Source organism: Streptomyces sp. NPDC101160 (genome assembly GCF_044768205.1).
Classification (GTDB): Bacteria; Actinomycetota; Actinomycetes; order Streptomycetales; family Streptomycetaceae; genus Streptomyces.
Genome location: NZ_JBIWPJ010000004.1, coordinates 625,504 through 649,672, shown reverse-complemented (window position 1 = coordinate 649,672; position 24,169 = coordinate 625,504). Strand labels below are relative to the sequence as shown.

Sequence of the window (24,169 nt, the reverse complement as noted above, 5' to 3'; positions counted from 1 at the left end):
ACCCGCGCGACGCGGATCCGGCGACGCGACCGATCAACCGGGCGACCGCGACTGTCCATCGACCGATCGATGGATCGCGCGAGCGACCGCTGCGGTCGCTCGACACCGTGCCGCGACCGGTCCCACGAGCCTCCGCTGCAGCCCTTCGGCCCGGCGCCGCGACCGGTCCTGTGACGCCACCCACATGTCTGTGACGCCACCCACACGCGTCCGGGCGTGATCGTCTCGTAATATCGCTGCCATGTCCTCGACCGAGCTGCCGGAAACCCGGACCGCCGCCTCGCCCGCGACCCGGCCGCCGCGCACCGTACGGGTCGCCGACGGCGAGGAGCTGCGGTCCGTCGCGCTGCCCGGACTCACCCTGACCGTCCGCGCGCGGCCCGCCGGCCGGACCGGTCTGCCGCCCGCGCTGTACGTGCACGGGCTCGGCGGCTCCTCGCAGAACTGGTCGGACCTGATGCCGCTGCTCTCCGACCTCGTCGACGGCGAGGCGGTCGACCTGCCCGGCTTCGGCGACTCGCCGCCGCCCGACGACGGCAACTACTCCGTGACCGGCCACGCCCGCGCGGTCATCCGGCTGCTCGACGCCGCAGGCCGCGGCCCGGTGCACCTGCTCGGCAACTCGATGGGCGGCGCGGTCGCCACCCGGGTCGCCGCCGTGCGCCCCGACCTGGTCCGCACGCTGACGCTGATCTCCCCGGCCCTGCCCGAGCTGCGCGTCCAGCGCAGCGCCTGGCCGACCGTGCTGCTCGCGGCGCCCGGCATCGCGTCGCTGTTCGCGAGGCTGACGAAGGACTGGACGGCCGAGCAGCGGGTCAAGGGCGTGCTCTCCCTCTGTTACGGCGACCCCGGCCGGGTCTCCGAGGAGGGCCTGCGGCACGCCGTCGAGGAGATGGAGCGGCGCCTGGAGCTGCCGTACTTCTGGGACGCCATGGCCCGCTCCTCGCGCGGCATCGTCGACGCGTACACGCTCGGCGGCCAGCACGGACTGTGGCGGCAGGCGGAGCGGGTGCTCGCGCCGACGCTCCTCGTGTACGGCGGGCGGGACCGGCTCGTCGGCTACCGGATGGCGCGCAGGGCGGCCGCCGCCTTCCGCCGTTCGACGCTTCTCACGCTCCCGGAGGCCGGGCACGTGGCGATGATGGAGTATCCGGAGACCGTCGCCGCGGCGGTACGGGAGCTGATCACCGGGGCCGCCGACGCGCGGCCGGTGGCGGCCGAGGGCGGGAGCTGAGCCGGACCGTGGGACGACATAGTCGCAAGGGCCCCGCCGCCCCGGTGAACGACACCGGGCAGCGGGAGGCCGAAGGGCCGGGGCCGGGGACGGGGCGACGCAGGCGGACCGGTGGGCAGCAGCCCCCGGCGGCACCGCAGCCCCCGCGCCCGTACGACAGCCCGTACGACAGTACGTATGACACGCCGGGCCAGGGCCGCCCGTATCCGCCGCAGGGCCAGGGCCGCCCGTACGAGACGCCGGACCGTGGCACCCCGGCACACGGCACGCCGACCCACGGCACCCCGGCGTACGAGACGCCGGCGCACGGCACCCCGCGCCACGCCGGGGCGTACGAGACCGCCGGCCGGCCCTTCGTGCGTGGCGGGCACCCGGCCCACCCCGAGACGGCGGCCCCGGCGGCCCGCTACCCGTACGCGAAGCCCTCAACCGCCGGTCCCGCCCGCCCCGCGGCCCCGTTCATACCGGCACCGCGCCGGGAGACGCCTCCCGCGCAGGAGCAGCCCGCACCGGCCGCCGAGTCCAAGGCGCAGGCCAAGCCGGGCGCCGCCCTCGGCCGTACCCTCACCGGGATCGTCGCGGCGGCGATCACCACCGTCCTCGCGGTCGTCATCGCAGGTCAGGTCGCCGAGAGCGACGGTGACGGCTCGCGCACGACGCACGCCGCCGACGACTCCGCCGACCGGATCGGCGCGGAGAGCCCGGCCTCGCGCTCCGACGACCGGGCCGCGCCGTCGAAGCCGCCGCCGGCCGCGCCGCCGACGTACGAGCAGCTGATGGCCCGCCAGTTCCCCATCGACCCGCACCTGAAGGGGTCGGGGGAGTTCGAGACCGTGCCCGGTCTCGACAAGGCGCCGGGCAAGGGGCGCACGTACCGCTATCGGGTCGACGTCGAGAAGGGGCTCGGCCTCGACGGGACGCTGTTCGCGCAGGCCGTGCAGAGAACCCTCAACGACCGGCGCAGCTGGGCCGGGAAGGGGGAGATGACCTTCGAGCGGATCTCCACCGGCGACCCGGACTTCGTGATCACGCTGGCCAGCCCGGGCACCACCGGCGCCTGGTGCGCCAAGTCCGGTCTCGACACGACGGTCGACAACGTGTCCTGCGACTCGGCCTCCACGCAGCGCGTGATGATCAACGCGTTCCGCTGGGCGCAGGGCTCGGTCACCTTCGGGCCGCACGCGATGCACGCGTACCGCCAGATGCTCATCAACCACGAGGTCGGGCACCGACTGGGGCACAGCCATGTGAGCTGCCGTACGCCGGGCGCGCTCGCGCCGGTGATGCAGCAGCAGACGAAGTCGCTGGACATCGACGGGATCAAGTGTCGGCCCAACCCCTGGGTGCACCCCGAGGGTTGACGGCCCGTCACCGTCTCTGCGGTCCACATGTCGAGACGGGCGTCTCGGCGCGTGTCTTGCGCGTTGACATCGTTCAGGCGTTCGTCCATATTTCTCGGCATGTCGAACCGAGCCGTCACCACCGAGCGCGCCGCCTTTGAGCTGGCGCTCTTCGGCGTGACCGGGCACGCGGTCGCCGACATCCTCTGTCGCTGACGCAGCCCGCGCGCTACGTCGGCCTCCTTTCGCACGCCGCACCCGCACGGGTTTCCCTCCGCAGGTGCGTCGCGCTCTCCTTCCGGTTTCCGGAACGTCTCCCCGTGCCTGCGGAACTCCCTTGCTCCTTCCCGCAGTTCACCCCGAGAGGTTCCTCCGATGCGTCCATCGTCCGTGATTTCGCGCCGCGTGGCGGCCGCCGCCGTCAGTCTCGTCCTGGCCTCGGGCGCCGTCGCCTGCGCCGGACCGCAGGACGCCGCCGGCGGAGGATCCGCCGGCAAGGGCGCCGGCAGCGCCCCGAAGAAGGGCGGCACTCTCACCGTCCTCAACAGCGAGGCGCAGAGCGACTTCGACCCCGCCCGGCTCTACACCTCCGGCGGCGGCAACATCCCGTCCCTCGTCTTCCGCACGCTCACCACCCGCAACCGCGAGGCGGGCGCCGCCGGCACCGAGGTCGTCCCCGACCTCGCCACCGACACCGGCCGCCCGAACAAGGACGCCACCGAGTGGACGTACACCCTCAAGGACGGGCTGACGTACGAGGACGGCACGCCCATCACCAGCGCCGACATCAAGTACGGCATCGAGCGCTCCTTCGCCGCCGAACTCTCCGGCGGCGCCCCCTACCTGCGCGACTGGCTGATCGGCGGCGAGACCTACCAGGGCCCGTACAAAACTGCGCCCGATGGAAAGAAGGGCAAGGGCCTCGCGTCGATCGTCACGCCCGACGCCAGGACCATCGTCTTCAAGCTGCGCAAGCCCGAGGGCGAGTTCCCGTTCGTCGCCACCCAGACGCAGTTCGCGCCCGTCCCCAAGGCCAAGGACACCGGCGCGAAGTACGAGGAGCACCCGGTCTCCTCCGGCCCGTACAAGGTCGTGAAGAACGACAACGACGGTGAGCACCTCGTCCTGGAGCGCAACCCGCACTGGGACCCGAAGACCGACGACGAGCGCAAGGCGTACCCCGACCGGATCGACGTCAGGTCCGGGCTCGACGAGGCCGTCATCAACCAGCGGCTCGCCACCTCCTCCGGCGCCGACGCCGCCGCCGTCACCACCGACACCAACCTCGGCCCCGCCGAACTCGCCCAGATCGGCTCCGACAAGGAACTCGCCGCCCGCGTCGGCACCGGCCACTTCGGCTTCACCAACTACATCGCCTTCAACCCGAAGGTGAAGCCCTTCGACAACCCCAAGGTCCGCCAGGCGATCTCCTACGCCGTCAACCGCACCAGCGTCGTCAACGCGGCCGGCGGCTCCGCGCTCGCCGAGGCCGCCACCACCTTCCTGCCCGAGCAGAAGTCCTTCGGCTACACCCCCTACGACCACTTCCCGGCCGGCAGGACCGGCGACCCGGCCAAGGCCAAGGCGCTGCTCAAGGAGGCCGGCTACCCGAACGGCCTGACCGTCACCCTGCTGCACTCCACCGCCCAGAACCGCATCACCAGCCCCGAGATCGCCACCGCCGTCCAGGAGGCGCTCGCCAAGGCCGGCATCACCGTCAAGCTCGACGGCCAGGAGCCCAACGCCTTCAACGAGAAGCGCTGGAGCGTCAAGGACGCACCCGGCTTCTTCCTCTCCCGCTGGGGCGCCGACTGGCCGGCCGGCGGCCCCTTCCTCGCGCCGATCTTCGACGGCCGGCAGATCGTCACCAACGGCTCCAACTACAACCACGCCCAGCTGAACGACCCCGCCGTCAACCACGAGATCGACGAGATCAACAAGCTCACCGACCTCAAGGCCGCCGCCGCCCGCTGGGGCGCCCTCGACAAGAAGATCGGCGAGCAGGCCCTCGACGTGCCGCTCTTCCACCCCGTCTACAAGCGGCTCGTCGGCAAGGACGTCAAGAACGTCGTCATCAGCGACTGGACCGGAGTCCTCGACGTCTCGCAGGTCGCCGTCAAGTGACCGCGCTGACCGACCTCCCGGCACCCGTGGCGGGCGGCGGCCCCGCCGCCACGGGCGCCGCCCGGCGGGTGTGGCAGCGGCTGCGCACCCGCCCCGCCGCCCTCACCGCAGGCGCCGTCCTCGTCCTGCTCGTCCTGCTCGCCGCGGGCGCGCCGCTGCTCGCCGCCCTCGCGGGCCAGGACCCGCACAGCTACCACGACGACCTCGTCGACTCCGCCCGCGGCGGCGTCCCGTACGGCTCCTTCGGCGGGATCAGCGCCGAGCACTGGCTCGGCGTCGAACCCGGCACCGGCCGCGACCTGTTCGTCCGGCTCCTGTACGGCGCCCGGATCTCGCTGCTCGTCGCGCTCGGCGCCACCGCCGTGCAGGTGCTCATCGGTGTGGCACTCGGCCTCGCCGCCGGGCTCGGCGGACGCTGGGCGGACGCCGTCATCGGCCGGGTCACCGACGTGTTCGTCGCCCTGCCGTTCCTCGTCCTCGCCATCGCGCTCACCGCCGTCGTCCCCCGCGACTTCCCGCGCCCGCTGCTGCTGATCCTGGTCATCGGACTGATCGGCTGGGCCGGCACCTCCCGGATCGTGCGCGCCCAGACACTCACCCTGAAGAGCCTCGACTTCGTCTCCGCGGCCCGGCTGGCCGGCTCGGGGCCCTGGCGCACCGCCCGGCGCGAACTGCTGCCGTCGCTGGCCGCGCCCGTGCTCACGTACGCGGCGGTCCTCGTGCCCTCCAACATCGTCACCGAGGCGTCGCTGTCCTTCCTCGGTGTGGGCGTCACCCCGCCCACGCCGTCCTGGGGGCAGATGCTGTCCACCGCGCAGACCTGGTTCCGGGCCGATCCGGCGTACGTGCTGCTGCCGGCCGGAGTGCTCTTCGCGACCGTGCTCGCCTGCACCGTCCTCGGCGACGCCGTGCGCGCCGCACTGGACCCGCGCGAGGCTGCCCGCGTGCGGGCACCGCGCAAGGTCCGCAAGGAGAAGACCCCATGACCCGCTACGTCCTGCGGCGGCTCGCGGGCGCCGCCCTCGTCCTGCTCGCGCTGTCCGTCCTCGTCTACGCGCTCTTCTACGTCGCCCCCGGCGACCCCGCCCGGCTCGCCTGCGGTGAGCGCTGCAACCCGCAGCAGATCGCCCAGGTGCGTGAGCAACTCGGCCTGAACGAAAGTGTGTTCGCGCAGTACCTGCACTTCGCCCAGGGCGTCGTGGCCGGGCGGGACTACTCCGGCGGCACCGGCGTGCTGAACTGCGACGCGCCCTGCCTCGGCCTGTCGTACCAGACCGACCAGCAGGTCACCGACCTCATCCTGGAACGTCTCCCGGCCACCGCCTCGCTCGCGCTCGGCGCGATGGTGATCTGGCTCGTCATCGGCGTCGGCACCGGACTCCTCTCCGCGCTGCGGCGCGGCGGACTCACCGAGCGGGCCCTCACCGTGCTGACCCTCGCCGGCACCGGCACGCCCGTCTTCATCCTGGGACTGCTCCTCCTCATGGCCGTCTGCGCCTATCTGCGCTGGCTGCCCTTCCCGACCTACGTGCCGCTCGGCGAGGACCCCGAGCAGTGGGCCTGGAACATGCTGCTTCCCTGGCTCACCCTCGGCTTCTTCGAGTCCGCGAAGTACGCCCGGCTGACCCGGAGTTCCACCCTGGAGACGCTCGCCGAGGACCACATCCGCACCTTCCGCGCCTACGGGGTGGGGGAGCGGGCCGTCGTCACCCGGCACGCGCTGCGCGGCGCCGTGCCGCCCGTCGTCGCGCTCAGCGCGCTCGACCTCGGCTCGATGTTCGGCGGCGCCGTGCTCACCGAGTCCCTCTTCGGCATCCCCGGACTCGGCAAGACCCTGATCGACGGCGTCCGGCAGATCGACCTGCCCGTCGTCGTGGGCGTCGTGCTCCTCATGGGGGCCGCCGTGGTCGTCGCGAACGTCGTCGCGGACCTCCTCTACGCCGTCGCCGACCGAAGGGTGGTCCTCACGTGAGCGTCCCCGTCGCCCCCGTCGCCCCCCTCGTCCCCGTCCTTCCCGTGGTCACCGTGGCAGGGCTCACCGTCGCCTTCGACGACTCCGTCACCGCCGTCGACGACCTCTCCTTCACCCTGGACGCGGGCCGCGCCCTCGCCCTCGTCGGTGAGTCGGGCAGCGGCAAGTCCACCGTGGCCGGCGCCCTCCTGGGGCTGCACCACGGCACCGGCGCCCGCGTCGACGGCCGGGTCACGGTGGGCGGCATCGACGTGGGGTCGGCCGGCCCGGCCGAACTGCGCGAGCTGCGGGGCGGGGTGGCGGCGATGGTCTTCCAGGACCCGCTGTCCGCCCTCGACCCGTACTACGCGATCGGCGACCAGATCGCGGAGGTGTACCGGGTGCACCGGCCCGGCACCACCCGTGGCGCCGCCCGCGCCCGCGCCGTCGAAGTCCTCGACCGCGTCGGCATCCCCGACGCCGCCCGCCGCTCCCGCTCCCGCCCGCACGAGTTCAGCGGCGGCATGCGCCAGCGCGCCCTCATCGCGATGGCGCTCGCCTGCGAGCCGCGGCTCCTCGTCGCCGACGAACCGACCACCGCCCTCGACGTCACCGTCCAGGCCCAGATCCTTGACCTGCTCCACGAGCTGCGCCAGGAGACCGGCACGGCCCTGCTGCTCGTCACCCACGACGTCGGCGTCGCCGCGGAGAGCGCCGACGACATCCTGGTCATGCGCGGCGGACGGGCGGTCGAACGCGGGCCCGCGGCGCGGGTGCTCGCCGCGCCCTCGGAGCCGTACACCCGCGAGCTGCTCAGCGCCGTGCCCCGGCTCGACGGACCGCTGCGCCCCGCGCCGGCGGCGCCGCCCGTCGGCGAGCCGCTGCTCGAAGCAGTCGGGCTGCGGCGCGAGTTCGGGCGCGGGAAGGCGAAGGTCACGGCCGTCGACGGCGTCTCGCTGACCGTACGGGCCGGGGAGACCCTCGGCGTCGTCGGCGAGTCCGGCAGCGGCAAGACCACCCTCGGCCGGATGCTGGTGCGCCTGCTCGACCCGACCGACGGCCGGCTGCGGTACGCCGGGACGGAGATCGGCCGGCTGTCGGAGAAGGAACTGCGCCCGCACCGGCGCGAGCTGCAGATGGTGTTCCAGGACCCCGTCTCCTCCCTCAACCCGCGCCGCTCGATCGGCGAGTCCGTCGCCGACCCGCTGCGCGCGGCGGGCGAGCGCGACGACCGGCTCGTCCGGAGCCGGGTGCGGGAGCTGCTCGACCGGGTGGGGCTCGACCCCGACCGGTACGACGCCTACCCGCACGAGTTCAGCGGCGGCCAGCGCCAGCGCGTCGGCATCGCCCGCGCGCTCGCCGCCCGGCCGCGCCTGATCGTCTGCGACGAGCCCGTCTCCGCGCTCGACGTCACCACCCAGGCCCAGGTCACCGCCCTGCTCGCCGACCTCCAGGCCGAACTCGGCCTCGGGCTCGTCTTCATCGCCCACGACCTGGCGGTGGTGCGGCAGGTCAGCGACCGGGTCGCCGTGATGCGGGCCGGGCGGATCGTCGAGCAGGGCACCGTCGAGAAGGTGTACGGAGCGCCCGAGGACCCGTACACGCGACGGCTCCTGGCCGCCGTCCCGGCCCTGGAACGGACGCCCGCGGCCGCCTGAGGTGATCACACGGACAGTGACGTGACGATCTCGTAGCGCGACAAAACGCGACCGCGGTGCGAAAGTTACGAGCATTCACCCCTTCCGGTGGCGCGATGGACAACCGTCCGTCGCGCCACCGTCATATCCGCTTACGTTCTTCCCGCCGCGGGACACCAGTCACGGCAGACGTCACGGGAGAACGGGGGTGTTGCTCATGCGGATCGGACTGCTCACGGAGAGTGGCTATCCGTACGCCACGGGTGAGTCCGGCCTCTGGTGCGACCGGCTCGTTCGCGGGCTCGCGCCGCACGAGTTCGACGTCTACGCGCTCAGCCGCGACGCCCGCCAGGACGCCACCGGCCGCGCGCACCTGCCGCCCAACGTGCGCGCGGTGCGCACCGCCGCGCTCTGGGACGGCGGGAGCGAGGGGGCGCCCCTCGCCCGCCGTACGGGATACGGGCGGCGCGAGCGCCGGCGCTTCGAGACCGCGTTCGCGGAACTCGCGCACGGCATCTGCGCCGAGGACGGGCAGACCGCGGCCGGCCGGACGGCGGCCGGGGGCGCCGGGGCCGAGCGGTTCGCCGCCGGGCTCTACGGGCTCGCCGAACTCGCCCGCGAGCACGGCGGACTGCCCGCCGCGCTCCGCTCCGAGCCCGCCGTCCGGATCCTGGAGGCCGCCTGCCGCGCGCCCGGCGCACGCCGCGCCGTCGCCGGCGCCACCGTGCCCGACCAGCTCGCCTTCACCGAACAGCTGGAGCGCGCGCTGCGCCCGCTCTCGCTGGACTGGTACGACGAGACGGAGCCCGGCACGGACGGCGCCGACGGCGCGGCAGCCGGCGGCCTCGCGCTCGTCGACCTCTGCCACGCCGCCTCCGCCGGCGCCGCCGCGCTCCCGGGCCTGCTGGCCAAACGCTTCTTCGGCACCCCGCTGCTCGTCACCGAGTACGGCGTCCAGCTCCGCGCCCACTACCTCGCCGCCACCGGCGCCCCCCTCGCCACCTCCGTCCGCGCCCTGCTCGCCGCCTTCCACGGCCGGCTCGCCGGCGAGGTCTACCGCCAGGCCGCGCTGCTCACCCCCGGCAACGCGCACGCCCGCCGCTGGCAGGAGAAGTGCGGCGCCGACCGCGCCCGGCTGCGCACCGTCCACCCCGGCATGGACGCCGACCGCTTCGCCGAGGTCGGCGAGGACGAGGAGAGCGGCGACCCCGCGACCCTCGCTTGGATCGGCCGCGTCGAACCCGCCAAGGACCTCGTCGCCCTGCTGCACGCCTTCGCCGAGGTGCGGCGCCGGCAGCCCGACGCCCGGCTGCGGATCATCGCCGCGCCGGTACGGGAGCCGGGCGCCGCCGCGTACCTCGCCCACTGCCGGGGCCTCGCCGAGCAGCTCTTCCCCGACGAGGCGAGCGGGGTGCACGCCGTCGGCGAGAACCCGGTCTCCTTCGAGGAGCTGGGCGGCCCCGAGGCCCCCACCCTGGAGGACGCGTACGCCGCCAGCGCCGTCGTCGTCCTCTCCAGCGTCGTCGAGGGCTTCCCCGTCGGCCTGGTCGAGGCCATGTTCTGCGCGCGGGCCACCGTCTCCACCGACGTCGGCGCGGTCGTCGAGGTCATCGGCGGCACCGGACTCGTCGTCCCGCCCCGCAACCCCAAGGCGCTCGCCGACGCCTGCCTCGCGCTGCTGCGCGACCCCGAGCGGCGGTACCGCCTCGGCGCCGCCGCCCGCGCCCGGGCCCTGGAGCTGTTCACGGTCGAACAGAACCTCGCGGCGTTCCGCGGCATCTACCTCGAACTCCTCTCCCACTCGCCGGTCCGCCGCCGGACCAGCTGCGGCGTGCCCTTCGCCCACCCCGCCGAGGCCCATGTGCCGGGCAGCTGGGCGGACCAGCCGGTCACCGCCGCGGCCGGAACGGGTGATCCCGATGCCTGAAGGAGGCACAGCCATGCGCGGCCCCGCCGCTCCCACCAGCCCCGGCCCCTGGGACTCCCGCTCCGAGGCCCTGCTCAAGGCCGCCGCCCTCGCCCCGGCACCAGGACCCGCGGAAGCGCTTGCCGAAGCGATTCAGCAGCCGGAGCCGCAGCCGCAGCCGGTACGGCCATCCGTGTCGGAGTCCGCGCCGGAGTCCGCCCCGGGGTGCGTTTCGGAGCCCGCCCCGGAGCCCCTGCCGCCGCTCGCGCCGCAGCCCCTGCGGACGGCCGCCCGGCGCGGACCCGCCGACCCCGTCAAAGCGCTGATGCACCGCCACCGCGAGCTGTGCGAACGGGCCGTCGACGCCCTGGAGATCGCCGCCGGACTCGAAGCGCACGGCGTCACCGACCGGACCGCCGCCCGCTTCCGGCACCGGGACGTCTTCTCGCTCGCCGAGGAGCTGTACGCGCGCGTGCCGCGCGACGAGACCCCCCGTACCCGTACCGAGCCCGCCGCCCCGCCCCGTACCCCGTGGACCGCGTGGGCGCTCACCACCTGCGCGCCCGGCGCCGTCGCCGCCCTCGCCGTCACCGGGCTCGCCCTCACCACCGGGGCGGCGCGGACCACGGCCGGAGTGCTCGGGGCGCTCGGCCTCGCCGCCGCCGTGCTCGCCGCCGTCCGCCGCGGCCCGCTGCGCGCCACCGGCCGCCTCGTACCCGGCACCCCGCTGTGGGTCCTGTGGCTCCTCGCGTACGCGGCCGCCGGCGACGGCCTGCTCGACCAGGTGCTCACGGGCGGGCCCGACGGCGCCCCGACCGTCGTCACCCCGCTCGACGGCCCGGCCGGCACCAGCTGGCTCCTCGACACCGGACCGCTGCTCGCCCTCGCCCTCTCCGTCGCCCCCGCCGCCTGGTGCGCCCACCTCTTCGCCGCCCGCGCCCGACGCAGACTCGCCGCCAGCCGCGGCCTCGCCGACTTCGCCGCCGGCACCAGACCGCTGCTCCTCGGCTGCGTCGCCCTCCACCTCGCCGCCCTCACCGGACTGCTCGTCCTCACCGGCTTCCACCCCGGCGCCCTCGCCCTCGGCACGCTGCTGCTGCTCGCCCGGCTGCTCGCCGTGCACGGCTTCGCCGAGGCCGCCGACAGCGTCCTCATGGCCACCGCCTCCGCCGAGGCCCTCGTCCTCGCGAGCGTCCTCGCCGCCCGCCTCCCGGGCTGCGACCTCCTCGGCGCCCCCGTCCGCGCCGTCGTCGCCCTCTGGGGACCGGCGGCCCTGCCCGCCCTGCTCTGCGGCACGGCGGCCCTCGCCCTGCTGATCCACGCCACCGGAGCGCTCTCCCGCGCTTCGGCCCACGCCTGACCCGTACGCCCCGCCCCACGACCCCTGCCCGCCTGACCCCCCCACCGGTGCACCCCGCGCACCCCGCGGAGCCGACGCCGCGGGCGTGCCTCCCCGTACCCGATCCCTCGCCACTCGCAAGGAGACGAAAAGACATGAAGCGCCACCTCCCCACCACGGCCGGTCGGCACGAAGGGGCCGCACGATGAGGGTGCTGCTGCTCGGAGCCAACGGATTCATCGGCCGGTTCGTCGCCGACCGCCTGCTCGCCGACCCGGCCGTCCACCTCACCGCGCTGGGCCGCGGCGACGACGCCGACGTGCGGTTCGACCTCGCCACCGGCAGCCCCGGCGCGCTGACCCGGTTCTTCGACGCCGTCCATCCCGGGGTCGTCGTCAACTGCGCCGGCGCCACCCGCGGCGGCGCCCGCGACCTCACCCGGCACAACACCGTCGCCGTCGCCACCGTCTGCGAGGCGCTGCGCCGCAGCGGCTGCGGCGCCCGGCTCGTCCAGGTCGGCTGCGCCTCCGAGTACGGGCCCAGCCAGCCGGGCTCGTCCACCGCCGAGGACGCGGTGCCGCGGCCCGGCGGCCCGTACGGAGTGTCCAAGCTCGCCGCGACCGAGCTGGTCCTCGGCTCCGGCCTCGACGCCGTCGTCCTGCGGGTCTTCTCGCCCGTCGGCCCCGGCACCCCGGCCGGTTCCCCGCTCGGCCGGCTCGCCGAGGCGATGCGGCGCGCCATGCAGGCCGGCGACGGCGAGCTGAAGCTCAGCGGCCTCGGCGTGCAGCGGGACTTCGTGGACGTCCGGGACGTGGCCCGGGCCGTGCACGCCGCCTCGCTCTCCGCCGCCCAGGGCGTCGTCAACATCGGCACCGGCCGGGCCGTGAAGCTCCGCGACGCCGCCGCCGTCCTCGCCCGGGTCGCCGGATACGCCGGCCAGCTCCACGAGCTCGACGGGCACCCGCCGCGCCCGGTCATCGGCGCCCCGCGCACCGAGGCCACCATCGCCGAGCAGCTGGCCGCCGCCCCCTACCCGTACCCGGACGGCTGCGGCCCCTGGCAGCAGGCCGACGTGCGCACCGCGCGCGACCGGCTCGGCTGGCGGCCCCGGATCAACCTGGAGGAGTCGCTGGCGGACATCTGGATGGAGGCGGCATGCCGCATCTGACCGCCACCGGCACCGGGACGGTCACCGGGATGGGGGTGGGCGTCCCCGGCTACGCCCACCCCCTGCTCGCCCCCGTCGAATGGGCCGAGCTGACCCGCCCCGGCGCCCCCGTCCACTGGGCCGTCCTCAACGTGGCCGACGGGCCGGGCGACCGGCCCGACCCGCACTGCCTGGAGGCCGCCGGCAAGCTGCGGAACGCGGGCGTCCGGGTGCTCGGGCACATCGACCTGTCGCACGGTTCGCGTCCCTTCGGCGAGGTCGTCTCGGACGCCCAGCGCTACCTCGACTGGTACCGGGCCGACGGCTACTACCTGGACCGATGTCCCTCCGACCGGGCCGACCTGCCGGGCGTACGGCGCATCGCCGGCACCCTGGAGGCGCTGCACGACGGCGAGGCCGGGGACGGGGGCGGCGGCGAGAACGGCGTCCACCTCGTCCTGGGCCACGGCACCCATCCGTACCCGGGCTACGCGGAGACCGCCGACCAGCTCGTCACCTTCTCCGGCGCGTGGGCCGACTACCGCTGGTCGCAGGTGGCCGAGTGGACGGCCGATTATCCGGCCGCGAAGTTCGTCCATCTCGTCCACGGAGTGCCCAGGACGCACCTGGACGAAGCCCTGCGGATCGCCCGCTGGCAGGGCGCCGCCACGGTCTTCATGACCGATCGGCGGGCCCGCCAGGGACAAAGCGACCAATTCCACACTCTGCCCGGTTACTGGGACGAAATCGTCTCGCGGATCGGACGGGGTGTCTCGGAATGAGGAGGGCCATGGCAGTGTTATGAGGAGAACAACCGTCGTAAAGACATCCCGACCAGCTGTATTGATGAGGTCTCCGTGTCGCTGCCACCCCTGGTCGAGCCGGCTGCCGAGCTCACCGTTGACGAGGTCCGCAGGTACTCCCGCCACCTGATCATCCCTGATGTCGGGATGGACGGGCAGAAGCGGCTGAAGAACGCCAAGGTGCTCTGTGTGGGCGCCGGCGGGCTCGGCTCCCCGGCCCTGATGTACCTGGCCGCGGCCGGCGTGGGCACGCTCGGCATCGTGGAGTTCGACGAGGTCGACGAGTCGAACCTGCAGCGCCAGATCATCCACAGCCAGTCCGACATCGGCCGCTCCAAGGCCGCGTCGGCGCGCGACAGCGTGCTCGGCATCAACCCGTATGTGAACGTGATCCTTCACGAAGAGCGGCTCGAGGCCGAGAACGTGATGGACATCTTCAGCCAGTACGACCTGATCGTCGACGGCACGGACAACTTCGCGACCCGCTACCTGGTCAACGACGCGTGCGTGCTGCTCAACAAGCCGTACGTGTGGGGCTCCATCTATCGCTTCGACGGCCAGGCCTCGGTCTTCTGGTCCGAGTACGGCCCCTGCTACCGCTGCCTCTACCCGGAGCCCCCGCCGCCGGGCATGGTCCCCTCCTGCGCCGAGGGCGGCGTCCTGGGTGTGCTCTGCGCGTCCATCGGCTCCATCCAGGTCACCGAGGCCATCAAGGTCCTCGCGGGCGTCGGCGACCCGCTGGTCGGCCGCCTGATGATCTATGACGCCCTGGAGATGCAGTACCGCCAGGTCAAGGTCCGCAAGGACCCCAACTGCGCGGTCTGCGGCGACAACCCGACCGTCACCGAGCTCATCGACTACGAGGCCTTCTGCGGCGTCGTGTCCGAGGAGGCCCAGGAGGCGGCGCTCGGCTCCACGATCACTCCGAAGCAGCTCAAGGAGTGGATCGACGCGGACGAGAAGATCGACATCATCGACGTCCGCGAGCCGAACGAGTACGAGATCGTCTCCATCCCGGGCGCCCGCCTGATCCCGAAGAACGAGTTCCTGATGGGCAACGCCCTCCAGGACCTGCCGCAGGACAAGCGGATCGTCCTGCATTGCAAGACGGGTGTCCGCAGTGCGGAAGTCCTCGCCGTGCTGAAGTCCGCGGGCTTCGCGGACGCGGTGCACGTGGGCGGCGGCGTCATCGGCTGGGTCCACCAGATCGAGCCGGAGAAGCCGGTCTACTGATCGCGCGAAGACGAGTGGGGCAGGGCCCGGATCCGTACGGCGGATCCGGGCCCTGCCGCGTGCGGCCGCGGGCCCGGCGATGGCGGGCCCGGCGCGGTGGCTAGCCGCAGGTCGTGCCGGACGCCGGCACCTTCCCGTTCAGCAGGTACGCGTCGGTCGCGGCCTTCACGCACTTGCTGCCGCTGCTGTACGCGCCGTGGCCCTGGCCGTTGTACGTGAGCTCCACGCCGACGCCCTTGCCGAGCGCCTCCACCATCGAGCGGGCGCCCGCGTACGGGGTGGCCGGGTCGCCGGTGTTGCCGATGACCAGGATCGGGGCCGAGCCGGAGGCCGAGACGTCCGGGTGGTCCCAGGCGCCCGGCACGGGCCACTGGCTGCAGCTCGCGAGGCCCCAGCCCATGAAGTCGCCGAAGACGGGCGAGGCGGCGCGGAACTCGGGCAGGCTCCCCCTGGCCTGGTCGAGGGTGAAGCGGTCCTTGAAGTCGACGCAGTTGATGGCGGCGTTGGCGGCCTGGATGTTGCTGTAGACGCCGTTCTGGTCACGGCCGTTCATCGAGTCGGACAGCGCGAGCAGCAGCGCGCCGTTGCCGGCGTCGGCCTCGTCGAGACCCTGCTCCAGATACGGCCAGAACTCCTTGGAGTAGAGGGCCTGCGCGATGCCGTTGGTGGCCTGCGTCTGCGTCAGCCTGCGGTCGCCGATGCCCGCGATCGGCTTCTTGTCGAGCGACGCCAGCAGATCCGTGATGAAGCCCTCGATCTCGGCGGGCGACGAGCCGGGCAGCACGCACTCCTCGGCGCGCGCCACGCAGTCCTTCGCGAAGTTGTCGAGCGCCAGCTGGAAGCCCCTTGCCTGCCCGAGCGCGCCCTCCTTCACGCCCGCCGCCGGGTCCACGACCGCGTCGAAGACGGCCCGGCCCACGTTCTTCGGGAACAGGTGGGCGTAGACGCCGCCGAGCTCCGTGCCGTACGAGATGCCGAAGTAGTACAGCTTGTCGTCGCCGAGGACCCGGCGCATCAGGTCCATGTCGCGGGCCGCGTTCTCGGTGCCGACGTAGGGCAGCTGGGCGCCGGACTGCTTCTCGCAGCCGTTGACGTACTTCTTCTGCGCGTCGGCGAGTGTCTTCTCCTCGGCGGCGTCGTCCGGCGTGAAGTCCAGGGCGTAGTAGACGTCCAGCTGCTTGTCGGAGAGGCACTCCACGGGCTTGCTGCGGCCGACCCCGCGCGGGTCGAAGGAGACCAGGTCGTAGCGGGAGCGCAGCGACTCGAAGTCGTTCGCGAAGCCGGGCAGGCCGGTGACGCCGGAGCCGCCCGGCCCGCCGAAGTTGAAGATCAGCGAGCCGATCCGCTGCCCCTGGTCGCGGGCCTTGGCGCGGATCAGGGCGAGGTCGACGGTGTCGCCGTCGGGCTTGCCGTAGTCGAGCGGCGCGGCGAGGAAACTGCACTCCCAGCCCGTTCCGCCCGGCAGCGGCGTCGGCGCCGGCCCGCCGCCCTCCGCCGCGTTCGGCGGCAGACACGGCGCCCATTCCAGCTTCTGCGCCGCGAGCCGGTCCAGCCCGGTGGGCCCGCTGGCCTCGGGGACCGCCGCCTCGCCCCCGTCGTCGGAACACCCGGCGGTCAGCAGCAGGGCGGTCGCGGTGAGCGTCGCGGTGAGCAGAGCGGCGCGGTGGCCGGCGGAGATCGGCATGACCCCATCCTGGTTCGGCGGCCGGGGCGCCGCGCGGGAGGAGGGCCATGCGGGTGGCGCACGGGACGCCGTGCTCGTCCGGGTCCGCGCCGCCGGACACCCCCTGGGCGGCGCCGGCCGGGCACGGCGCCGGTCAGCAGGTCTTGCGGTAGGGCACGTCGGGGATGTGGGCCTGCCACTCCTCCTCGGTGAGGCCGCCGGAGCGGGCGCAGAGGTCGCGGATCAGGCGTTGCGGGTCGAGGGGGTAGGTGATGGTGCGGCCCTTCGCGTCGACGGCGGTCAGCGTCTTGCCGTCGGGCGCGAACACCATCGCCACGATGTCCTCGTGCGATGCGGTCATCGGGACGCCGAGCTGGATCCGGCCGCGGCTGTCCCACAGCTTGATCTGTCGGAGGACGCCGGCCTGGTGGGCGGTGGCGAAGAGACGCCCGTCGGACGAGACGGCGGTGGCGTTCTCCGGATTCAGCACGGAGCCCGCCACGATTCCCGTGCGCAGGTCCTCGCCCATGGGCGTGAGCCGCTGGGCGTCCCAGGTCCGGATCGTGGGCCGGGAGCCGCGGGCGTGGCCGTAGAGCTTCGTACCGTCGTCGCTGAGCGAGTCCGCCTGCAGCCCGGGGGAACCCTTCGTGAGGACGGCGCCGGACGGGAAGGCGACCCGGCCGAAGTTCGGGGCGGCGACCAGGCTCCTGCCGTCGGGCGCGAAGAGGACCGCCCCGCCGTTGGGCGCGGGGCCGAGGTCCGCCTTGGTCTCGTGGCTCGGGCGCATGGTGGTCAGGTCCCAGAAGGTGAGCCTGTTGGTGCCGTCCGTCTTCACGACCTGCACGGCGAGCGTCCTGGCGTCCGGCGAGAAGCCGAATGCCACGTCCGTTCCGTTGCGTTCGCTCGCCTGGATCACGGTCAGGGTGCCGCGTGCCGTCGCCTTCCCGGCCGACTTCCCTCCGAGGTCCCAGATCTCGATGCCGGTGTACCTGAGGGCGGCCAGCACACGGCCGTCGCGGCTCAGCCGGACGTCTTCCACGGCGTTCATCGCATCGGCCGGGGCCGGGGTCACCGTGAGCTTCCTGGTCCGTGACTCCAGGGACATGATGTCGACCTCGGGGCCGTGGACCAGGGCGATGGTGCGCCGGTCCGCGCTCACGACGGTGTCGTCGTAGGTCCGCTCGGTGTCCTTGGGCGGATGGGTGAAGAAGCCGACGTCGAGCGACCGGACGACGCCGTCGGTTCCGGCGCAGCGGAGCTTGGAGCGGCTGACGGTGAAACGCAGGGCCGTCGTGGGAGCGCACTCGCTCGCGGTGGTCGAGAAGCGCAGGACGGGGTCCTCGGAGCCCGATCCCGTCGCGTCCCAGATGACGGCGCCCTGCACGAGGTAGCGGCCGTCCTGGCTGAAGAGGAGCGGATAGTCCGTGTCCCACTGGGCGCCCTTGCGCGAGATGCCGTAAGCCCCGTAGGCGCGGTCGAACACGCTGATCGCGCCGCTCTTGGTGAGGACGGCCGCGTGGGTGCCGTCCGGGCTGAAGACGACGGGGCCCTTGATGTCGGCGGCTTTCACACCGGCGCTCGGCAGGGGGACGGGCAGTCGCTTCTTCGTGCGCGTGTCGAACCAGGCGAAGCGGTGCACGGGGTCGCCGGGGAGTGAGAGCACCGCCTCGTCGGGGGAGAGCGAGGTCTCCCTGAGCAGGAAGCCGTCTCCGGGCGTGGTCACGGTGATGATGCTCCGGGCCTCGCGGGTGTCCCAGACGGTCAGGGTGTTCTGCGGCCCCGACTGGACCATCAGATAGGTGCCGTGCGGGCTGAGCTTCATCCTCGAATACGGCGGGGCCGGGTAGGTGTGCGTGTCGCGCGGGCGCGCCGTGGCGGTGTCGACCAGGCGCGTGGAGCCGTCGTCCGTGCTCACGGCGGCCGTCCGGCCGTCGTCGGAGAGGGCCAGCCGGCTGACCCGGGCCGGGGCGGTGTACGAGCTGATCCGCTTGCGCGCGTCCACGTTCCAGAACTCCACCCGGGTGCCGTCCGCGGCCGCCAGCGTGTGCCCGGTGGCGTCCAGGGCGGACTGCGACGGCGAGACGCCGGGCAGCGTGAGCGCGTCGTCCTCCCACTGGTTGCGCAGGGCCAGGAGGGCCGAGTGCGACTCGGACGTGTCGCCCAGCCGCGCCGACGCTATCGCCAGCCGTCGCGCCAGCTGGGGGTCGTCGCGGCGGACGGCGAGCGCGGCGCCGGCGACCTGGGCGGAGGCGGCGCGGTCGCGTTGGGCGACGGTGGTCTGCCACTGGTCGACGGCGACGACCACGCCGCCGGCGGCGACGACGGTCAGGAAGGCCAGTGCGGCGCTGAGCCAGACCCGCAAGCGGCCGCGGCGGCGGGCGAGTTCGGCAGCGGCGGCCAGGAAGCCGCGTTCGACGCGGTTGAGGGTGAGGTGGCGGCGGCCGGTCGCGGCCCAGTCGCGGGCGCGTTCCAGGGCCGTGCCCTGGAACAGGTCGCCGCTCTTGCGGCCGTTGGTGTCCCAGTCGCGGGACGCCTCGGACAGGCGCTGGTGCAGGGCGAGTCCGGCGCGTTCGGCCTCGACCCAGTCGCGCAGCCGGGGCCAGGCGCGGATGAGGGCGGCGCTGCAGAGACCGACGGCCTGGTCCTCCCAGACCAGGATCCCGGCTTCGGTGAAGGCGCGCAGGACCCGGTCGAGGACCGGTTCGGGGGTCAGGCCATCGGTGAACTCGGCACGGTGTGCGGTACGGAGGGTGTCCTCGGCGCGTTCGCCGGGCGCGACCAGGCGGAGCAGCACCGACGAGACGGCCTCCTGGGCCGCGACGTCCAGGCTGCCGAAGGCCGCCTCCGCGAGTTCGGCGCGGGACGGCTCGGCGGGGCCGGGCGTGATGCCGAGGGGGACGCCCTCGACGACGTCGGCGAGGTCGGCGCGGCCGACGAGGGAGAGGAGCAGCTGCTCCGAAGTCGGCCGGTCGACCGGGTCCTTGGCGAGCGAGGCCGTCACCAGGGAGCGGAGTGGTTCGTCAAGGGCCGAGGTGTCGGGCTCGTGCGAGGCGACCTGGGTGACGAGCGCGCCCGCGCTGTCGGCGTCGAAGGCGTGCCGGCCGGTCGCGGCGAACAGGACGACCGCGCCCCAGCCCCACACGTCGACCTTCGCGTCGCCGTTCTCGCCGCGGTATCGCTCGGGCGGCATGTAGCGCAGGGTGCCCATGGGCACGCCGGCGGTGGTGGTGCCCTCGACGATGCGGGCGATGCCGAAGTCGATGACGCGCGGGCCGTCGGAGCCGAGGAGGATGTTCTCGGGCTTGAGGTCGCGGTGGACCACGCCGGCCCGGTGGATGGCCACCAGCGCCGTGGCCACGCCGATCGCGAGGCGGCGCAGCTCCTCGGGGCCGTACGGGGCTCCGCCGTCGACGGCACGGCGCAGGTCGGGGCCGGCGACGTACTCGCAGACGATGTACGGGACGGGGCCGTCGAGGTCGTCGGCCAGCACCTTCGTGGTGCAGAACGGCGCGACGCGGCGCCACGCCTCCATCTCCTTGCGGAGCATGGCCCGGTCGCCGAAGCTCGCCTCGTGCAACGCCTTGACGGCCACGCGCCGGCCGTCGGCGCCGTACCCCTCGTACACCACGCCCTGGCCGCCGGCGCCGAGCCGCCCGTCGAGGTAGTAACCGCCCAGCTGCCGTGGGTCGGTGGGAAGAAGCGGTGTCGCCAAGACCTTGCCTCCCAGGGTGTCGGTGGGTGGTGGTGCTGGACGGGGTGTTCCGGACGGGTGCCGGACGGATGTGGCCCTCGTGCCACGACGGGAAGACGTGGGGCACGGCGAATCGGTTCGGCGGCGGGGGTGCGGGGTCCGTAAGGCGGCTGGAAAGCGACGGTGGCGGGGGGCGGACGCTCCCGCGGCGGGCTGACCAGCAAAATCCACCTCGCCTGCGACGGCCAGGGCCGGCCGCTGGCCTTCCTGGTCACGGCTGGCAACCGCAACGACTGCACCCAGGCCGAGACGGTCATCGGCTTGATCCGTGTGACCCATCCGGGTCCGGGAAGGCCCAGGACCCGGCCCGACCACGTCGTCGCGGACAAGGGCTACTCGGCCCGCACGTTCCGGGCCTACCTCCGACGGCGCGGGATCAAGGCAACGATCCCCGAAGGCATCGACCAACTCGCAGGCCGGAAACGGCGTCGTGAACGGCCCTGCGGGTTCGACAAGCAGGCCTACCGGCGCCGCAACGCCGTCGAGCGCTGTTTCCACCGCCTCAAGCAATGGCGCGGCATCGCCACCCGCTACGACAAGCGTCCCGACCGCTACCTCGCCGCCGTCACCCTCGCCGGCACCCTCATCTGGCTCGACACATGATCGACAAAACGCCGCCTAGAGCGCCTCCCGCTTCGTCAGCCAGTTGAAGCACAGCCAGCCCGGCAGCACCGGCAGCCACAGCGTCAGGAGGCGGAAGAGCAGCACCGCGGGCGTGGCGACCTCCAGCGGGAGGCCCACCGCCACCAGGCCGAAGGTGAGCGCGCCCTCGACCGCGCCGACGCCGCCCGGCGTCGGGGCCGCCGAGCCGAGCGCGTTGCCGGCGAGGAAGACGACGGCGACGCTCGCGTAGCTGAGCGTCGTGTCGCCGTGCCCGAAGGCGCGGACCGAGGCGTCCAGGCAGAAGACGAAGCAGGCGGTGAGCAGCAGCATGCCGCCGATGCCCGTGGCCAGCTTCACGGGCCGCTGGAGCACGTCCAGCATGCGCGGCACGACGCCCGCGAAGAGCGACCGCAGCCGGGTCGACACGAACTTCCGCATGAACGGGATGGCCGTCACGACGAGCACGAGCACCGCGACCGTCAGCAGACCGGCGATCACCGTCCTCGACGGGGTGAACGACTGCGACCGTTCCGTGCCGGTGAGATAGCCGAAGGACAGCAGGAGCAGGATGTGGGCGCCGAGACCGAAGAGCTGGGAGGCGCCGACGCTCGCCACCGCGAGCCCCGGGCGCACGCCCGAGCGCTGGAGGAAGCGGGTGTTCAGGGCGACGCCGCCGACCGCCGCCGGGGCGACGATCTTCACGAAGGAGCCGGCGACCTGCGCCACCACCGTGCGCCAGAAGCCCACCCGCTCCGGCACGAAGCCGAGCAGGCTCATCGCGGCGGCCACATAGCTGAGCGCCGAGAAGACGACGGCGGCCGCGACCCAGGCCCAGTCGGCCTGGCTGATCGTCGACAGCGGGGTGCGGGCGATCTGCGAGAGCAGGAAGTACGCGGCGACCGCGCCCGCGATGAGCGAGACGAGGGTGCGCGGCTTGATGCGTTCGAGCCGGACCGGCTCCACCGGCGCCTGCGGCCGGATCCGCAGCACCTGCTGCCGGATCTGGGCGAGCAGGTCCTCCTCGCGGGCCTCGTCCAGGGCCGAGTCGAGCGCCCGCTTCTCGGCCTTCTTGTCGGCCTGCTTCTCCGCCCGGGCCGCCTTCCGGTCGGTCTCCAGATTGGCGTGGGCGCGCGCCTCCGCCCGGGCCTGCTTGGCCGCCTCGGAGGCCGCGAGGACCGCCTCGCGCTCCCGCTTGGACCGCTCGCGGGCGAGCCGGCGCAGCTCGGCGCGGGTCGACCGGCTGAGCGCGATCGGCTGGAGCAGCGGCAGACAGTCGGCGATCGCGTCCGGGCCGAGCACCTCCACGGCAGCGGCGACCGCCCGCTCGGCGCCGACCCGCAGTCCGAGCGTGGTGAGCAGCTGGGCGATGTCCATCCGCAGCACCAGATCGCCGGCCGCGATCTCGCCGCCCCGCAGGTCCGTGAGGATCACCTTGCCGGAACGATCCACCAGAATCGCGTCGCCGGCGAGCCTGCGGTGCGCGATCCGGCGCGACTGGAGCGCCTTGACCTGCCGGTACGCGCTGCGCACCAGGTCGTCGGTGATCTCCTCGTCGTCGAGCGAGTCCAGGGTCCGGCCGCCCAGGTGCTCGTACACGAGCATCACGGCGTCCGGGCCGAGCTCGGAGGTGGCGATCAGCTTCGGCGCGTTCGCGCCCGCCGCGATCGCCGCGTACGCGAGCAGCGCCTCCTGCTCCAGGGCCTGGCGCAGGGACACGATCGAGCGGCGGGTGGTGATGGTGCGCAGGGTGATGCGCCGCCAGGCCCGGTAGAAGAAGCCGTGCGCCTGCTGCTCCCGGTCGACGACCGTGACGTCGAGCGGCGGCCCGTCCTCCAGGGTCACGATGTAGCGGCGGCCGCGGTCACCGGCGTCCTTGTCCCGGTCCTTGTCCTTGTCCGTGGTCTCGGGCACGCCCTCGGCGCGCAGCGCCGTCACCGGCCGGAAGCCGACCCGGCGGAGACCGGCGAGGAGCGTCTGGCCGGTCGGCCGGACGTTCGGCGAGCCGACCGCGTACAGCGTTCCGTACGCCACCGTCCAGCCGATCAGCACGGTCAGGATGATCGAGAAGGCGGTGGTGTAGCCGGCCACCAGCATCGTGAACGCGTCGAGCAGCAGCACGCCCCACAGCGCCACCCGCCAGCGCGGTCTGCGGGCCATGCCGACGGCGGTCATGTACGCGATGACCGGGGCGAGGTAGTTGTGTACGGGGTCGGTGAGCCCGCCGCCGGACTGCGGCTGCGTCAGCGCGTCCTGGATGGTGCCGGGCGCCGCGTTCGCCACCCACAGGTCGGTGGCGAGGGTCACGCCGTGCGCCAGGACGGCGGCGAGGACGCCGTCGGCGATCCGCAGCCCGTCCCGTTTGACCAGGCGCTCGATCGCGAAGGCGACCGGGACGCACAGGACGGCGATCGAGGACACCAGGCCGGCGATCTTGACGAAGACGTCCGGGGCGCCGCCGGCGCCCTTGTTGATGTCCTGCTCCAGGCCGGAGGTGGTGCCGTGGGCGAAGGCGGCGATGGCCAGGACGAGGGCGATGGCCAGGACGCCGACGAGCAGCCGCATCAGGTCGGACGGCCGGTGCACGCGGGCGGCGAGGAGCGGCTCGTCACCGGACACGCGCTCGGGGGCCCCGTCCGGGGCCGGCGCGGACCGCTCCGGCTGCCCGGTCCGTCCCGGCTGTTCCGGCTGGTGGGGCCGGCCGGGCTGTTCCGGACGCTTCGGACCGGGCTGCTGTTCCGGATCAGGCTGAGGACCACGCTCCCGAGCGGGCTCGGGCTCGGGCCCGCGCTCGGGCGGGCTGTCGTGCGTCATCACCATGTCCGTCTCTGCGTGCTGTGCCGTGGCCGTCGTGGCCGTCGTCTCCAGCGTGGTCTCTTGCTCTTGATCGCGTTCTTGATCTTGTTCTTGATCTCGTATCACCAGTCACCGCCCGGACGATGGTGGCACGAAGCGGGGCCGAACGGAGGCATCAGGGGGTTGTCGGTGGGGTGAGGCAGGATGACCCGAATGGAGACACAGGAGCTGCCCGAGCTGCCCGAGTACGCGGAACGGGTCCTTCAGGTCGCCGAGGAGATCCCGCCCGGCCGGGTGATGACCTACGGCGACGTCGCCGAATGGCTGGGCGAGGGCGGGCCGCGGCAGGTCGGCCGGGTCATGGCGCTGTACGGGGGCTCCGTGCCGTGGTGGCGCGTGGTGCGGTCGGACGGCGTGCTGCTGCCCGGACACGAGCGACGTGCGCTCGGTCACTACCGGGCCGAGGGCACGCCGCTGCGGGAACCCAGGGGAGGCCCGGTGAAGCTGGACATGCGGGCGGCGCGGTGGGACGGCGGAGCCGGCGCCGAGGAGTGAGGCGCGGGGCGAGGTACGGGGTCCGGGCGCGCGGAATCGCGTAACGTCGAGGTTCGCGTTTCCGCGCACCCCTACTCCGCAGACCCAGCA

At 73.6% G+C, this 24,169-nt stretch carries 17 protein-coding genes; 14 read left to right on the top strand and 3 right to left on the bottom strand.

Annotated features, from left to right (window positions below; all coding sequences use genetic code 11):
• The first annotated feature begins 241 nt into the window (after positions 1 to 241).
• The 12 genes from ACIRSU_RS15925 (at position 242) to moeZ (ending at position 14,714) form a co-directional block, all read left to right on the top strand.
• On the top strand, positions 242 to 1,234 hold the full coding sequence (locus ACIRSU_RS15925) for an alpha/beta fold hydrolase (protein WP_403792393.1): 993 nt from the start codon (positions 242 to 244) through the stop codon (positions 1,232 to 1,234).
• An 8-nt stretch (positions 1,235 to 1,242) separates the two neighbouring features.
• On the top strand, positions 1,243 to 2,595 hold the full coding sequence (locus tag ACIRSU_RS15920; RefSeq protein WP_403792390.1) for a DUF3152 domain-containing protein: 1,353 nt from the start codon (positions 1,243 to 1,245) through the stop codon (positions 2,593 to 2,595).
• A 99-nt stretch (positions 2,596 to 2,694) separates the two neighbouring features.
• A complete protein-coding gene (locus ACIRSU_RS15915; protein WP_403792388.1) occupies positions 2,695 to 2,790 on the top strand; it encodes an Ms4533A family Cys-rich leader peptide in 96 nt (31 codons plus the stop codon).
• Positions 2,791 to 2,949: 159 nt separating this feature from the next.
• Complete coding sequence (locus ACIRSU_RS15910; RefSeq protein WP_403792386.1) at positions 2,950 to 4,698, top strand: ABC transporter substrate-binding protein; 1,749 nt, start codon at positions 2,950 to 2,952, stop codon at positions 4,696 to 4,698.
• Positions 4,695 to 5,684 carry an ABC transporter permease gene (locus ACIRSU_RS15905; protein WP_403792384.1) on the top strand — a complete coding sequence of 330 codons (990 nt, stop codon included), beginning with the start codon at positions 4,695 to 4,697 and terminating at the stop codon, positions 5,682 to 5,684. Before ACIRSU_RS15910 ends, ACIRSU_RS15905 begins: the two co-directional genes overlap by 4 nt.
• Complete coding sequence (locus tag ACIRSU_RS15900) at positions 5,681 to 6,670, top strand: ABC transporter permease (protein WP_403792382.1); 990 nt, start codon at positions 5,681 to 5,683, stop codon at positions 6,668 to 6,670. The genes ACIRSU_RS15905 and ACIRSU_RS15900 overlap by 4 nt, the downstream gene beginning before the upstream one ends.
• Positions 6,667 to 8,307 carry a dipeptide ABC transporter ATP-binding protein gene (locus ACIRSU_RS15895; protein ID WP_403792380.1) on the top strand — a complete coding sequence of 547 codons (1,641 nt, stop codon included), beginning with the start codon at positions 6,667 to 6,669 and terminating at the stop codon, positions 8,305 to 8,307. The genes ACIRSU_RS15900 and ACIRSU_RS15895 overlap by 4 nt, the downstream gene beginning before the upstream one ends.
• A 196-nt stretch (positions 8,308 to 8,503) precedes the next feature.
• A complete protein-coding gene (locus tag ACIRSU_RS15890) occupies positions 8,504 to 10,213 on the top strand; it encodes a DUF3492 domain-containing protein (protein WP_403792378.1) in 1,710 nt (569 codons plus the stop codon).
• Between the two features lie 13 nt (positions 10,214 to 10,226).
• Positions 10,227 to 11,552 (top strand): hypothetical protein, encoded by a 1,326-nt coding sequence (locus ACIRSU_RS15885; RefSeq protein ID WP_403792376.1) that lies wholly within the window; start codon positions 10,227 to 10,229, stop codon positions 11,550 to 11,552.
• A 184-nt stretch (positions 11,553 to 11,736) separates the two neighbouring features.
• On the top strand, positions 11,737 to 12,699 hold the full coding sequence (locus tag ACIRSU_RS15880; RefSeq protein ID WP_403792375.1) for an NAD-dependent epimerase/dehydratase family protein: 963 nt from the start codon (positions 11,737 to 11,739) through the stop codon (positions 12,697 to 12,699).
• Positions 12,687 to 13,460: a spherulation-specific family 4 protein gene (locus ACIRSU_RS15875; protein WP_403792373.1), complete on the top strand. Its 774-nt coding sequence runs from the start codon at positions 12,687 to 12,689 to the stop codon at positions 13,458 to 13,460. The genes ACIRSU_RS15880 and ACIRSU_RS15875 overlap by 13 nt, the downstream gene beginning before the upstream one ends.
• A 75-nt stretch (positions 13,461 to 13,535) precedes the next feature.
• Positions 13,536 to 14,714: an adenylyltransferase/sulfurtransferase MoeZ gene (gene moeZ / locus ACIRSU_RS15870; RefSeq protein WP_403792371.1), complete on the top strand. Its 1,179-nt coding sequence runs from the start codon at positions 13,536 to 13,538 to the stop codon at positions 14,712 to 14,714.
• 100 nt (positions 14,715 to 14,814) lie between these two features.
• Here the strand turns inward: moeZ and ACIRSU_RS15865 are convergent, their stop codons facing one another.
• Complete coding sequence (locus ACIRSU_RS15865; protein ID WP_403792369.1) at positions 14,815 to 16,398, bottom strand: alpha/beta hydrolase; 1,584 nt, start codon at positions 16,396 to 16,398, stop codon at positions 14,815 to 14,817.
• 133 nt (positions 16,399 to 16,531) lie between these two features.
• Entirely contained in the window at positions 16,532 to 20,089 is a 3,558-nt protein-coding gene (locus ACIRSU_RS15860) for a protein kinase (protein WP_403792368.1), read from the bottom strand.
• 162 nt (positions 20,090 to 20,251) lie between these two features.
• Between ACIRSU_RS15860 and ACIRSU_RS15855 the strand changes: the two genes are divergently transcribed.
• Entirely contained in the window at positions 20,252 to 20,731 is a 480-nt protein-coding gene (locus tag ACIRSU_RS15855; protein ID WP_403792366.1) for an IS5 family transposase, read from the top strand.
• Positions 20,732 to 20,746: 15 nt separating this feature from the next.
• Here ACIRSU_RS15855 and ACIRSU_RS15850 read toward each other — a convergent pair whose 3' ends face one another.
• Complete coding sequence (locus ACIRSU_RS15850; RefSeq protein WP_403792365.1) at positions 20,747 to 23,548, bottom strand: flippase-like domain-containing protein; 2,802 nt, start codon at positions 23,546 to 23,548, stop codon at positions 20,747 to 20,749.
• 189 nt (positions 23,549 to 23,737) lie between these two features.
• Here ACIRSU_RS15850 and ACIRSU_RS15845 point away from each other — a divergent pair, with 189 nt between their 5' ends.
• Positions 23,738 to 24,079, top strand: coding sequence for an MGMT family protein (locus ACIRSU_RS15845; RefSeq protein ID WP_403792363.1), 342 nt, complete (start codon positions 23,738 to 23,740; stop codon positions 24,077 to 24,079).
• Positions 24,080 to 24,169 lie beyond the last annotated feature (90 nt).

Bases quoted from the DNA above. Each gene is read 5' to 3' on its own strand.
- ACIRSU_RS15925 (WP_403792393.1), top strand. From the start codon at position 242: ATGTCCTCGACCGAGCTGCCGGAAACCCGGACCGCCGCCTCGCCCGCG.
- ACIRSU_RS15915 (WP_403792388.1), top strand. From the start codon at position 2,695: ATGTCGAACCGAGCCGTCACCACCGAGCGCGCCGCCTTTGAGCTGGCG.
- ACIRSU_RS15910 (WP_403792386.1), top strand. From the start codon at position 2,950: ATGCGTCCATCGTCCGTGATTTCGCGCCGCGTGGCGGCCGCCGCCGTC.
- ACIRSU_RS15900 (WP_403792382.1), top strand. From the start codon at position 5,681: ATGACCCGCTACGTCCTGCGGCGGCTCGCGGGCGCCGCCCTCGTCCTG.
- ACIRSU_RS15890 (WP_403792378.1), top strand. From the start codon at position 8,504: ATGCGGATCGGACTGCTCACGGAGAGTGGCTATCCGTACGCCACGGGT.
- ACIRSU_RS15885 (WP_403792376.1), top strand. From the start codon at position 10,227: ATGCGCGGCCCCGCCGCTCCCACCAGCCCCGGCCCCTGGGACTCCCGC.
- ACIRSU_RS15880 (WP_403792375.1), top strand. From the start codon at position 11,737: ATGAGGGTGCTGCTGCTCGGAGCCAACGGATTCATCGGCCGGTTCGTC.
- ACIRSU_RS15875 (WP_403792373.1), top strand. From the start codon at position 12,687: ATGCCGCATCTGACCGCCACCGGCACCGGGACGGTCACCGGGATGGGG.
- ACIRSU_RS15865 (WP_403792369.1), bottom strand. From the start codon at position 16,398: ATGCCGATCTCCGCCGGCCACCGCGCCGCTCTGCTCACCGCGACGCTC.
- ACIRSU_RS15850 (WP_403792365.1), bottom strand. From the start codon at position 23,548: ATGGTGATGACGCACGACAGCCCGCCCGAGCGCGGGCCCGAGCCCGAG.
- ACIRSU_RS15845 (WP_403792363.1), top strand. From the start codon at position 23,738: ATGGAGACACAGGAGCTGCCCGAGCTGCCCGAGTACGCGGAACGGGTC.